Below are 12,772 nucleotides of genomic sequence, written 5' to 3' on the forward strand. Positions count from 1 at the left end.
TATTAAATTATAGTCTATAAATTAATTACCAGTAGATTTTCTATCTATCCTTATCCCTCTTTTATTTGCACTCCCCTCCCTTCGGAGGGGTAGGGGGAGGCTTCTTCTTTTTTAATGTGCTTCCAACCAGTTCTTACCCCATCCAGCATCAGCTGTCAAAGGAACATTCAGCGGATAGGCATTCTGCATCTCCTCAATAACAATGCGTTCCACCTGTTCGCGCTCCTCTGGATAGACAGAGAAGTTAAGTTCGTCATGCACTTGAAGAATCATCTTAGAGCGGATACCTTCTTTCTTGAAGCGTTCCCAGATACGAACCATTGCCACCTTGATAATATCAGCCTCTGTTCCTTGTATCGGAGCATTGATAGCATTACGCTCAGCAAAACCGCGCACAGTGGCGTTACGGCTGTTGATATCAGCGAGATAGCGGCGGCGATGGAAGAGTGTTTCTGCGTAACCCTTGGCTCTTGCCTCCTCTTTCGCTTGTTCCATGTAGGCTTGTACCTTAGGGAAGGTACGGAAATAGCCTTCTATCAGCTCTTTTGCCTCACTATTTGGAATGTCCATGCGCTGGGCAAGTCCGTAGGTAGTAATACCATATATAATACCGAAATTGGCTTGTTTAGCCTTCTTTCGCTGCGCATCAGTCACCTTATCTATATCCTCATGCCATATCTTTGCAGCTGTTGCACGGTGGATATCATGACCTTCACGGAACGCCTCCATCATGTTCTCATCTTCAGAGAGGTGTGCCATAATACGTAACTCTATCTGACTATAATCTGCAGAGAAGAACAAGCAGCCCTCTTCTGGTATGAAGCACTTACGTATCTCCTTGCCATCATCCGTACGCACAGGGATATTCTGCAGGTTAGGGTCACTCGAAGAGAGTCGACCAGTGGCTGTCAGTGCCTGATTAAACGATGTGTGGATATGTCCTGTACGTGGATTAATCAGCTTTGGAAGAGCATCGATATAGGTACTGAGAAGCTTTTTCATACCTCTGTAATTGAGTATGTTACGTACGATAGGATTCTTGCTTTCAAGGCTTTGCAATACCTCCTCGCTCGTAACATATTGTCCTGTCTTCGTCTTCTTAGGCTTATCAAGAATCTGCATTTTGCCAAAGAGGATATCACCCACTTGTTTTGGACTTGATATATTGAATTCTTCTCCTGCCTCTTTGTATATTTCCTGTTCGTATTGTTTCATACGCTCAGTGAATATCTTTGACGTATCTTGCAGTGCTTCAGTGTCTAAGCACACACCATTTAGCTCCATATCAGCTAATACACGCACCAAAGGCATCTCAATATTCCAGAAGAGTTCTTCCACTCCAAGCTCCTTCAAACGTGGCTCAAGTACGTTTTTCAGACGTAAGGTGATGTCAGCATCCTCGGCAGCATACTCATAGATATCAGTAGGGGAGAGGTCGCGCATATTCTTCTGCTTCTTTCCCTTAGGACCAAGCAGTTCTTCAATGTGGATTGTTTGATAGCCGAGTAAGGTTTCAGCCATGTAGTCCATATTATGATGTAACTCTGGCTGAATGAGGTAGTGAGCAATCATTGTGTCGAACATCTTACCTTGTAGCGTTACGCCATATCTGCTCAACACTTCGTAATCATATTTTATGTTCTGCCCAATTTTCATTATTTTGTCGCTTTCGTACAATGGTTTGAAAATTTGGACATATTTGATCGCCTCCTCATTGTTGGCAGGGATGGGAACATAAAAAGCCTTGTTTTCTTCGACAGAGAAGCTCAAACCAACCAATTCAGCACTAATTGCATCCGTGGAAGTGGTTTCTGTATCTATACTTACGTACTCTTTTGTAATAAAAAAGTCATAAAGTTTGTGTAATTCCTCCTCATTCTCAACGAGTTTGTATTCATGTTGGGTCGTTTTTATGCTCTCAAATTTCGCATTTTTCGGCTCATCTGACTCGTTGGTCGCGTTTTCTGCAAATAAATCAAGCTGATTATTGTCTGTTTTTGGTTTTACTTCACTTTTGTTAAGAAACTTGTTAATAAGTGTCTTAAACTCTAATTCTTCAAATATCGCACGCAATTTGGTTTCGTCAGGTTCCTCAATTTTGAGTTCATCTAATTCAAGATTCATTGGAACATCTGTTCGAATCGTTGCGAGGAACTTTGACATTTTAATATCTTCAACGGCATTCTCAACTTTCTCTCGTAGTTTACCTTTTATCTCTTCAGTGTGTTGAAGCATGTTATCAATGGAGCCAAACTGATTGATTAGTTTGGCAGCCGTCTTCTCACCAACACCGGGACAACCGGGAAAGTTATCTGCTGAGTCGCCCATCAATGCCAAAAGATCGATGACTTGGGCTGGGGTAGGGATACCATATTTTGCTTCTACTTCCTTTTCTCCTAATGTTTCGTAGCCGCCTCCAAAGCGAGGACGATACATAAAGACGTTTGGACCAATCAGCTGACCATAGTCTTTGTCAGGTGTAAGCATAAAAGTATCGATTCCATCGGCACCAAAGCGCGTTGCTACTGTACCGATAATATCGTCTGCTTCGAAGCCATCTACCTGCAAAATTGGAATGCGCATAGCCTCAAGTACTTGCTTGATAAGCGGCACAGAAAGCTTGATATCTTCTGGTGTTTCCTCGCGTTGTGCCTTATATTCAGGGAATACGTCATGACGAAAAGTCTTTCCATGATCGAAAGCAACGCCAATATGTGTAGGCTTCTCCTTTGTAAGCACCTCGTTCAGTGTGTTGCAAAAGCCCATAACAGCAGACGTATTGAGTCCTTTAGAGTTGATTCGTGGACTTTTGATGAATGCGTAGTATGAACGATAGATGAGCGCATAAGCGTCAATAAGGAAGAGTTTTGCCATATCTAATTATTCTATTTTTAGCTGTAAAATTACTAATTTTCTTCCATAATCTCCGATAAAATGAGTAAATTTGTATCAAATTTATAGTCAATAATGGATACTCTTTCACTCATAAAACAACCGATTGAGACAGAATTAGTCGATTTCATCGACCTTTTTAATCATGCTCTTGACCACGAAGACGGCTTGTTGCGTACGGTTTTGAATCATATCAAGCAGCGAGCTGGAAAGCGTATGCGCCCTATTCTTATCCTCTTGATGGCTAAGAACTTCGGTAAAGTCTCTCAGGCAACACAACATGCCGCTGTCGGACTGGAGCTTTTACATACTGCTTCACTTGTTCACGATGATGTCGTTGACGAGGCGGATGCACGAAGAGGACAGGCGAGTGTGAATGCTGACTATGATAATAAGGTAGCGGTTTTGGTGGGTGATTACGTGCTTTCAACTGCTTTGCTTCATGTTAGTTACACTCATTCTGAGGTTATTGTACGCTGTTTGGCAGAATTAGGTCGTACTTTGAGTGATGGTGAGATTCTCCAGTTATCAAATATCCAAAGTAAGGAAATTAACGAAGAGGTATATTATAAGATTATCGAACGTAAGACAGCTGCGCTTTTTGAATCATGTGCTGCTATTGGCGCAGAGTCGGCTAATGCAAATGAAGAGGAGGTTGAAGCAGCAAGACTCTTTGGTAAAAATCTCGGAATTGTATTCCAGATTCGTGATGATATTTTTGATTATTACGACTCTGAGGCAGAGATTGGTAAGCCGACGGGCAATGATATGGCTGAAGGAAAACTTACTTTGCCAATTATTTATGCGTTGAATTCGACGAAAAATGAAGAAATGCTTGCTCTTGCTCATAAGGTGAAGGCGCATGAGGTGACACGCGAAGAAATCGATAAATTGGTTGAATTTGCTAAGGTTAGCGGTGGTATAGAATATGCGGAACGCCGTATGTGGGACTTCCACGCTGAAGCGCAGACTTTCCTTGATAAGTATGTTAAGGATGAAAGCATCCGTTCTTCTCTCCAGACTTACCTTGATTATGTAATTAAAAGGAAGAAGTAATTACGTTAAAACATTTCTAAAAATGCCCTTTTCATCGTAAGATTGATTAATTCTTATGGTGATAATAACAGTTTCTCTTTATGATGATGGGTTATACATCTCATAAAGGGAAATTCTTTTTATGCCTTTTATTGTGTTATTGTATGCCTAAGTCGTGCATTGGTATTCGTATATATGATACGTGTTAAGGCTTAACACCAATGGTGTGGAGGCTTAGCACGTGTTGTGCGGAGGCTTAGCACTTATTTTATTATGGGTGTTTTATTCTACAATATGCTACTTGCAGATAGTTACATGTACTTATAATGATGTTATTTGACCATATGTAAATTTTGATAAAGTTGTTAAGTGAATATTTTATGTTTTATCTTATGTGTTTTACTAATTGTTCATGTGGGTAAAAGAGATTTTTACTTGTATTTGTTTAGCTCATATTTGTTTTTTTTCTTCGTGTTTGTTTTATATTAGTAAATGCTTTTTTTGATCTCTTTTAATGATTTGTTTTTATAATATAGTCTATATATAGTTGTATAATAGTCTATATTATGAGATTTGCTTATATTTATCTTCTTTTGCAAGTATGTCTTAAAGTTGAATTATTTCATGTACAGATACTATAAAGGGACATACAACATGTATGCCCCTTATTAGTTTATTCTTGTTTCATTTTATCACCATCAGCATTTTTATTTTATGCTGATGGTGATTGAAAAGTTTAGAAGAATTTGGTCTCTGTACCAATGATTTCACTTAGCAAGAGGTTGGTAAGACGGCTGGTACCCATACGGAACCAGTAGTTTGTGAGCCATTTCTCGCCTAAAACCTCCTTAACAATGGTATAGTAGATTACTGCATCCATTACAGTATTGATGCCGCCAGCAGGTTTTAAACCAATCTGAATACCTGTCTTTTCATAGTATTCCTTGATAGCCTGGCACATAACATAGACAGATTCTGGAGTTGCGCTAATCTTTTCTTTACCTGTACTTGTCTTAATATAGTCAGCACCTGCGTACATAGAGAGTAGGGAAGCGGTTTTTATTGCACTTGCACTGCCAAGATCGCCCGTCTCAAGGATGACCTTCATAGGTACATCACTACATACCTGCTTTAGCTCGTTAATGGTGTCGCAAACCCCTTCATAGTCACCTGAAAGGAACTTACCCACTGGCATAACGATGTCTATATGGGTTGCTCCGTCCTTAATTGCGAGTGCTGTTTCAATTGTTTTTACCTCTAAGAAGGTCTGAGATGAAGGAAAGTTGCCCGTTACGTTTGTAATGTCAACGCCGTCAACTTCAAGGCTGTCCGCCATTAGTTTGGTGAAACAAGGATAGGCGCAGAGGGCTGCAACGTGTGGTAAATCAGGATACTCGCTGTCAAATCGGTTTACTTTCTCGACCATTTCAAGAACCTTTTCTTCGGTGTCTGTTGTGCTAAGTGTAGTTAGCTCAACGCTACCTAAGAGAAATTTCTTCACTTCAAGATTGTCGTTTTCTGATACTTTCTCTGCAATAATCTTTGTTACGGCAGCCTTAACTTCCTCATCAGTGATGTTGAGGTTGTACTGTGATAATGCTTGTTCGTACTCGCTCTTTTCAACGATTCCAACGCGTTTTTGCGCTTGAATGTCCTTTGATACTGTGTCTTTAATTGTTCCCATGATTTGTTTTAATTATATTGTTTGTTATTGTTTACATATTAAGTAAGGGTGGGGGAGAAGCACTTTTTTGTTTGAAGCACTTTTTCTTGTCCTTCTCTCAGTTTGAATCATAGCTTTATTGATTTTGAATTTAGTCTTACTTTTCTCCTCAAAAAGCCTGCGTTTTGTAATTATAGTCTATTTTGTTTGATTAAATAGGCTTATTTTAATTTCGGATTGTTTCTATGTCTATTTTTGTCACGCTTAGTTTTCTTGTCAAAACTCTTTTGTAGTTCGTCTGTAAGATTGACTCCAGTTTGGTTGGCAAGACAGAGTAGAACCCACAGGACATCAGCCATTTCTTCTCCTAAGTTGGGCTTTTCACCTTCTTTAAAGCTCTGGTCTCCATATGTGCGAGCTATCACACGAGCCAATTCGCCTACTTCTTCTGTGAGACATGCCATATTGGTTAGCTCGCTGAAGTAGCGCACTCCATATTCTTTTACCCATTGTCAACGGCTTGTTGTGCTTCTTCTATTGTCATATTTTGTATTTTACTTAATTTGTCTAATTGTGTAATATTATCGATTTCATCGTTGTTTTTATGGCATATCATATCTCCATTTGCTCATTTTCGTTCTGCACAGGAAGTGGAATTAGTAGCTTGTAGATTCTACTCCTTGTTTTTCGTGTCCATACAAATGGTGACAGGACCATTGTTTAGTAGTTCTACTTTCATGTCAGCACCAAACTCTCCTGTTTCTATTGGTTTACCCATAGCATCGCTTAAAGCATCACAGAAGTGATTGTAAAGAGGAATAGAAAGCTCGTGTGGAGCTGCATGAATCCAACTTGGACGGTTTCCTTTCTTGTAGCTTGCCATAAGTGTGAACTGTGAAACAACAAGAATGTCACCATTAACATCCATGATGCTACGGTTCATTACGCCCATTTCATCATCGAAAATGCGTAGAGTAATAATCTTCTTTACCAACCAGTTAATATCTTCTTCAGTATCGTCTTTACCAATACCGAGCAAGATTAGATAACCATTTCCTATGGAGGACTTCATTTGTTTATTGATAGTAACAGAAGCCTGGCTAACACGTTGAATTACTATTCTCATATCGCAAATATACAATTTTTATTTTGATTATCTACTTTTCTGTGTGGAAAAAATTAAAGATGATGGTAGCTTTGCTTGTTCCCACTATCTTTGTAAGTTCTTGTACATCAGTTTCTTTTATTCTCTTTACGCTTTTCAATGCCTTCAACAGTGCATCCTTTGTCTTTGGTCCAATTCCTTTTATGTTATCTAACTCGCTGTTTAGCTGTGATTTAGAACGTTTGTCTCGATGAAAAGAAATAGCAAAACGATGCACTTCGTCCTGTATTTGGGTTAGGACTTTGAAGAGCTCGCCCTTGATGTCGAGTGCTATTGTCTGCTGAGGGAAGCCGAACAGGAGTTCGTTTGTGCGGTGACGGTCGTCTTTGGCGAGTCCTGCAATAGGAATGTTGAGGTGGAGCTCGTCTTCAATGACCTCTCTCACAACCTCCATTTGCCCCTTTCCACCGTCGGTAATGATGAGATCGGGTAGGGTAGTTCCTTCTTCTTGCATACGACTGTAACGGCGTCTTACAACCTCTTGCATGGACGCATAGTCATCAGGACCTACCACTGTCTTGATGTTGTATTTGCGATAATCCTTCTTAGAAGGTTTCATTCCTTTATATACTATGCAACCAGCGACAGCGTCAGAACCTGAGATATTCGAGTTGTCGAAGCACTCTATGTGATAAGGGAGCTTCGATAACTTCAGCTTATCTTGGAGTTCTCGCATTAAACGCGTCTGTTTTTGCTCAGGATTTAGCTTTTCTGTCTGTTTTAATCGGTCGAACTTATATTGCTTAGCATTCATCTCAGAGAGTTCCAACAGATGATGCTTATCTCCACGTTGTGGTATGAAGAATTCTGCACCTTTTATTTTAAAGTCAAGTTCAAAAGGTACGATAATTTCTTTTGCGGTACTTTTAAAGCGTTCACGTATCTCTGGAATAGCCTCATTTAGTAACTCTTCATCGGATTCATCGAGCTTTCTTTTGTATTCATAAGTAAAGCTTTGATTGATTGCACCATTAGTTACATGGATATAGTTAATAAACGCATTCTTTCTTGTATCATCACTTACAATAGTGAAAACATCAACATCTGTAATCGTATGGCTTACGATTTCGCTCTTTGCTGCGAAGTTATCGAGGGCTAAATAACGTTGTTTACATAATTCCGCTTCCTCAAATCGCAATTCCTCCGCATATTTCTCCATTTCTTGTTTTAGGAGTTTCTGTACATCACGTGTATTTCCTTTTAATACTTCCCGTGCTTGTTTGATAGCTTCTTGATAATCTTCATAACTCTGTTTATTTATACACGGTGCTCCACAGTTATGTAAATGGTATTCTAAGCAAGGTTTATACTTACCCTGTTCGATACCTTCTTTCGTAATAGGGAAGCGACAAGTGCGCGGTTTATATACCTTCTTTATAATATCAAGAATCGCATACATACTTCCAATATGGCTATATGGACCATAAAACGAACCAAAACGTTTGTTGATAGTACGTGTTTTGAATATACGTGGGAAATACTCATTCGTTACGCAAATACTTGGGTAAGTCTTACCATCTTTGAGCAATACGTTGTATTTAGGTTTATATTGCTTGATAAGTTGGTTCTCTATTAGAAGTGCATCTTCTTCTGTTTTGACCACAGAATATGAAATATCATGAATCTTAGAAACCAACACCTTTGTTTTGAATCGGTCTACTTCTTTATGGAAATAGGACGACACACGGCGCTTAAGGTTCTTCGCCTTACCCACATAGATGATTGTTTTCTCATTATCATAGAACTGATAGGTGCCTGGCTTCTCTGGCATATTGAGAACAATGTTCTTAAGGTAGGCTATTCGCTTCAAGTTTTCTTCTTTATTCATTTTGCGTAACTCCTTTGTATAAAGGGCTTTTAAAGCGTTTTGTTTCACGTGGAACACGAACGGTGCTTCACGTTGGCACATAAGGTGCTTCACGTTGGCACATATGGTGCTAAGGCTTGGCACGATAGTTAGTGACCAAATCTTGGTGTCGTAGTGACGGTTTACAAGCCTCGATGATGTACTTTTAAAGAAAAGAGGAGCGACCCTTTGTGTGGGTTACTCCTCTTCTTTTTATTTTCATTTCGTTTCCTCTTTTCCATATAAAAAGGGTGGGGAGGAAAGATTTTTGTTACAGTCTTGCTGGTTAGAATTGGAGTAAAGAAGTAATTTCAATATCCTTATCGAACTGGTCACGACTGTTAGGAAATTCCGAATGGAGTTCGATAATGAAGTTACAATACACCTTTTTAGGATTGAACTTCTTAACAAGGTCACATGCAGCTTTCATCGTTCCACCAGTTGCAAGGAGGTCATCATGGAGCAAAACAACGTCGTTCTCGTTGATAGCATCCTTGTGAATCTCAATAGTGTCTACGCCATATTCCTTCTGATAACTTTCTTGAATGGTCTCACAAGGAAGCTTACCTGGTTTACGGCAAAGTACGATACCAGCACCCAAACGAGTGGCAACGGCAGAGGACATGACGAAGCCACGACTCTCAATACCAACAATCTTAGTTACACCCTTGTCTTTGTAAAGTTCAACCATTTCGTCAGTAATTTCCTGAAGTGCTTCAGGTGACTTGAATAGGGTTGTCACATCACGGAAGTTAACTCCTTTAATAGGCCAATCTGGGATACATCTCAGGTTGTCTAATAATAGTTTTTTGTTCATTTTCAGCTTGTTATGTAATTTTGTTTTAATCTATTGTTTCACGTGAAACGAGGTGCTTTTGAATTTCTGAAACAGCCTTTTTTGTTCACATTTTAGGTCTCTTCAAATCTAAGAAAGTTATCTTCCCATGAGGACAAGCAGCACATTAATGTCACTTGGACTCACTCCAGGAATGCGACTTGCCTGTGCGAGCGTCTCTGGTTGAATCTGTTCTAACTTCTGTCGACACTCTGTTGAGAGGTCGTGCAGCTCACTGTAATTGAAGTGTCCTTTGATTTTAATATCCTCAAGACGACGCATCTTTTCAGCGAATACACGCTCTCGGTCGATATAGCCTTTGTATTTTAGCTTGATTTCAGCTGCTTCAGCAATCTCTTCTTTGCGGTTAGGCGAAGCCTCAATCGCCTCTTTAAGGCTTGGAATAACAGCTGAAAGATTCTCGAAGTTAACCTGTGGACGTGCAACAAGGTCAACTATCTTCGTTGTTCCCTTGATAGGAGATGTACCCAAATGCTCCAAGAAACCGTTTACAACATCAGGCTTAACCGAAGTGTTGTTGCAGAAATCAAGAATACGGTTGATATTCTCCTTCTTTTGCATCCACCAGTCGTAGCGCTCCCTTTTGGCTATACCTATATTATAAGCACGCTCCGTCAGTCGTGCATCTGCATCATCTTGGCGCAAGAGAATACGGTATTCCGCACGCGAAGTAAACATACGGTAAGGCTCATCAACACCCTTCGTTGTAAGGTCATCAATCAACACACCGATATAACTTTCGTCTCTGTTCATTACAAAAGGCTCTTTGCCAGCACAGAGTAGGGCAGCATTAATACCCGCCACTAAGCCTTGTCCGCCCGCTTCTTCGTATCCCGTTGTACCATTTACCTGCCCAGCAAAGAACAAACCCTCGATGACTTTCGACTCCAACGACTGCTTTAGCTGTGTTGGATCAAAGTAGTCATACTCGATAGCATAGCCAGGGCGATAGATTTTAGCGTCACGCAGGGCAGGAATCTTATGTATAGCATCCAACTGTACCTCCCAAGGCATACTTGAAGAAAAGCCATTCAGATACATTTCATTTGTTTCTACGCCCTCTGGTTCGAGGAAGAGTGGGTGGCTATTCTTGTCAGGGAAGGTGACGAGTTTCGTCTCAATCGAAGGGCAGTAGCGTGGACCTGTACTCTGAATCTGCCCATTGAATAGGGGAGAGTCAGCCACTCCACGTCGCAACACCTCATGTGCTTCCGCGTTCGTGTTACACGTCCAGCAAGGCAACTGTGGTAGATGGCGATGCGGACCATAGAAAGAGAACTGATGATAGTCCGTCTCTCCCGGTTGAGGTTCCATCTCATCAAAGTGGACCGAACGGCGGTCAATGCGCACAGGCGTACCCGTCTTCATGCGATCAGCACGAATACCATGGCGCGTAATGCTCTCTGTAAAGTTGTGAACAGCAGGCTCTGCGCATCGTCCACCCTCCACCTTTCGCTTACCGATATGCATCAGTCCGTTGAGGAAGGTTCCCGCAGTGATAACCACTGTACGTGCGTAGATGTCAATACCCCATATCGTTTTGATACCCAATACCTTACTATTCTCTACTAACAATTCGTCAGCTTGATCCTGAAAGATGTCAAGGTTATCCGTATGGTCGAGTATTGTGCGCCATTCCCAGATAAATCTGCCACGGTCGCACTGCGCTCGTGGACTCCAAACAGCAGGTCCCTTTGAGCGGTTCAGCATACGAAACTGAATCGCTGTAGCATCGGTTACTAATCCCATGTACCCCCCAAGAGCATCTATCTCTCTGACTATCTGTCCCTTAGCTATACCTCCAACGGCAGGGTTACAGCTCATCTGACCGATTTTATTCATATCCATTGTTACCAAACAAGTGTTTGCACCCATGTTGGCAGCTGCTGTAGCAGCCTCACAACCTGCGTGTCCACCGCCGATAACAAGTACATCATACTTGAATTTCATCGTCTTTTTACAAAAGTATAGGGGCACAATACCCCTAATTTATAACGATACAAAATTAAGAAATAAAATCGAATTATACCTATATAATAGATAGAAAAGTGGTTCTTCCGTTAAATGCGTAGAGTGTTAATAGAATGAGATTAATCCACATACATGGTATGATTACCCCCAATGAGATGGTTTTACAAAGGGGGATAAACAACATGATAAATGTAATTAGGTGAGACATATTTAACGGAAGAACTAAAAGAGTTCCTCTCTCAATTTCCCTTTCTTTTAGTTCAGTAGCCACGCAATGCCCAAACCAATATTACTATATCGTGAGAACTCGTTGAAAGATATGTCGTAGAAAGTGTTTAAGTGCAGTCGTGGTGAAACCTTATAATCCACTCCGACTTCACTCATAAAGTTGAAGTGGCTGTCTTGTCCTGGTTTAGCCCAATCGTCCTGTCGTTTTGAGTTATATCTATTATAGCTCTCAACGAAGAAACTCCATTTCTCTGATGGTTGATAAGTGAGGTTAGCACCAAAGAAAAGGTCAGGACTCTCAGTGTCTCCGTTCCATTCTCCTCCCAAGTCATAGCCTAAGGTGAACTTACTACTCAGCTCGTTCTCGAACAAGAGGTGAGCTTGAAAGCCCAAATGCTTGGGCAGATAGTGTGCGTTACTACCGCCAGGGATGAGCATCGTACCCATAAAAGTAACCTTAGGAAGTATCTTCCCACCCTCATAAACCTTGATTTTCGTACCAATAGCGGCATTCGCAATACCCCCCAAAATTCCCTTCAGGCGTATGAGTTATACATTCATCAATCTGTAGTCTTACCTCTGCTTGTGGATTCAGTCCAAGACGAAACATAGATGTATTGATTGTGAAAGTACGTGCGTGTTCACCGTTTCTTTTGTCCCATTCAAGTCCGATACCCGTTTCCCAGTCAATCTTTCCTTGTGGCATAATCCCGACACCTGTCGTAGCACCAGGGGCATCTGGCGAATAATCTTCAGTGTCTTGTGCCATTGAATGAACGGAAACGAACGTAAGGAAAGATAGGCAAAAAGTTCTCCTTAAACCACTTCTAAGATAGGCTATCATAGTCTTCTTACTTGTTGATAATGTTTTAGTTTGTTTTATTGTGGATTACAGTCCCTTATCCGTAATATTATCTTTTTACGCTCATCTTCAAATAGGGGAATGTCATATCAGCTACAAAGATACGCATTAATCGTTTGAAAAAGCGTATTTTATGGTTAAAGTCTTCTTTATCTGCCAAAACCAATGGCGTTTTGCTATCTTTTTTACGACTAATAGCTATCCATTCTGTCCCTTTCTATCATCGTACTGATACTCCGCACATATTGTGCTAA

At 40.7% G+C, this 12,772-nt stretch carries 9 protein-coding genes and 1 pseudogene; 1 reads left to right on the forward strand and 9 read right to left on the reverse strand.

Annotation, left to right across the window (positions count from 1 at the left end; genetic code table 11):
• Nucleotides 1–111: 111 nt before the first annotated feature.
• Nucleotides 112–2,874 carry a DNA polymerase I gene (polA, locus tag J5A56_RS07470; protein ID WP_021670591.1) on the reverse strand — a complete coding sequence of 921 codons (2,763 nt, stop codon included), beginning with the start codon at nt 2,872–2,874 and terminating at the stop codon, nt 112–114.
• Nucleotides 2,875–2,967: 93 nt separating this feature from the next.
• Here polA and J5A56_RS07475 point away from each other — a divergent pair, with 93 nt between their 5' ends.
• Nucleotides 2,968–3,948 carry a polyprenyl synthetase family protein gene (locus J5A56_RS07475; RefSeq protein WP_021670592.1) on the forward strand — a complete coding sequence of 327 codons (981 nt, stop codon included), beginning with the start codon at nt 2,968–2,970 and terminating at the stop codon, nt 3,946–3,948.
• Between the two features lie 715 nt (nt 3,949–4,663).
• Here J5A56_RS07475 and deoC read toward each other — a convergent pair.
• From deoC to J5A56_RS13500, 8 genes and pseudogenes are all read right to left on the reverse strand, one after another.
• Nucleotides 4,664–5,611, reverse strand: coding sequence for a deoxyribose-phosphate aldolase (gene deoC / locus J5A56_RS07480; protein ID WP_021670593.1), 948 nt, complete (start codon nt 5,609–5,611; stop codon nt 4,664–4,666).
• Nucleotides 5,612–5,811: 200 nt separating this feature from the next.
• Nucleotides 5,812–6,134: pseudogene (locus tag J5A56_RS07485) on the reverse strand (nucleotide pyrophosphohydrolase).
• 129 nt (nt 6,135–6,263) lie between these two features.
• Nucleotides 6,264–6,716, reverse strand: coding sequence for a D-aminoacyl-tRNA deacylase (gene dtd, locus J5A56_RS07490; protein ID WP_021670595.1), 453 nt, complete (start codon nt 6,714–6,716; stop codon nt 6,264–6,266).
• 31 nt (nt 6,717–6,747) lie between these two features.
• Nucleotides 6,748–8,583 carry an excinuclease ABC subunit UvrC gene (gene uvrC / locus J5A56_RS07495; protein ID WP_036918478.1) on the reverse strand — a complete coding sequence of 612 codons (1,836 nt, stop codon included), beginning with the start codon at nt 8,581–8,583 and terminating at the stop codon, nt 6,748–6,750.
• A 304-nt stretch (nt 8,584–8,887) separates the two neighbouring features.
• Nucleotides 8,888–9,418: an adenine phosphoribosyltransferase gene (locus J5A56_RS07500; RefSeq protein WP_021670597.1), complete on the reverse strand. Its 531-nt coding sequence runs from the start codon at nt 9,416–9,418 to the stop codon at nt 8,888–8,890.
• Nucleotides 9,419–9,535: 117 nt separating this feature from the next.
• Complete coding sequence (gene mnmG, locus J5A56_RS07505) at nt 9,536–11,407, reverse strand: tRNA uridine-5-carboxymethylaminomethyl(34) synthesis enzyme MnmG (protein ID WP_021670598.1); 1,872 nt, start codon at nt 11,405–11,407, stop codon at nt 9,536–9,538.
• A 276-nt stretch (nt 11,408–11,683) separates the two neighbouring features.
• Complete coding sequence (locus J5A56_RS13495) at nt 11,684–12,184, reverse strand: transporter (RefSeq protein ID WP_231370782.1); 501 nt, start codon at nt 12,182–12,184, stop codon at nt 11,684–11,686.
• Nucleotides 12,135–12,425 (reverse strand): hypothetical protein, encoded by a 291-nt coding sequence (locus tag J5A56_RS13500; RefSeq protein ID WP_021670600.1) that lies wholly within the window; start codon nt 12,423–12,425, stop codon nt 12,135–12,137. The genes J5A56_RS13495 and J5A56_RS13500 overlap by 50 nt, the downstream gene beginning before the upstream one ends.
• Nucleotides 12,426–12,772 lie beyond the last annotated feature (347 nt).

It is taken from the genome of Prevotella melaninogenica (genome assembly GCF_018128065.1).
Lineage (GTDB): Bacteria > Bacteroidota > Bacteroidia > Bacteroidales > Bacteroidaceae > Prevotella.

Excerpts from the sequence above, each read along its gene's own strand:
- dtd (WP_021670595.1), bottom strand. The coding sequence starts at position 6,716 with ATGAGAATAGTAATTCAACGTGTTAGCCAGGCTTCTGTTACTATCAAT.
- polA (WP_021670591.1), bottom strand. The coding sequence starts at position 2,874 with ATGGCAAAACTCTTCCTTATTGACGCTTATGCGCTCATCTATCGTTCA.
- mnmG (WP_021670598.1), bottom strand. The coding sequence starts at position 11,407 with ATGAAATTCAAGTATGATGTACTTGTTATCGGCGGTGGACACGCAGGT.
- J5A56_RS13500 (WP_021670600.1), bottom strand. The coding sequence starts at position 12,425 with ATGGCACAAGACACTGAAGATTATTCGCCAGATGCCCCTGGTGCTACG.
- deoC (WP_021670593.1), bottom strand. The coding sequence starts at position 5,611 with ATGGGAACAATTAAAGACACAGTATCAAAGGACATTCAAGCGCAAAAA.
- J5A56_RS07500 (WP_021670597.1), bottom strand. The coding sequence starts at position 9,418 with ATGAACAAAAAACTATTATTAGACAACCTGAGATGTATCCCAGATTGG.
- J5A56_RS07475 (WP_021670592.1), top strand. The coding sequence starts at position 2,968 with ATGGATACTCTTTCACTCATAAAACAACCGATTGAGACAGAATTAGTC.
- uvrC (WP_036918478.1), bottom strand. The coding sequence starts at position 8,583 with ATGAATAAAGAAGAAAACTTGAAGCGAATAGCCTACCTTAAGAACATT.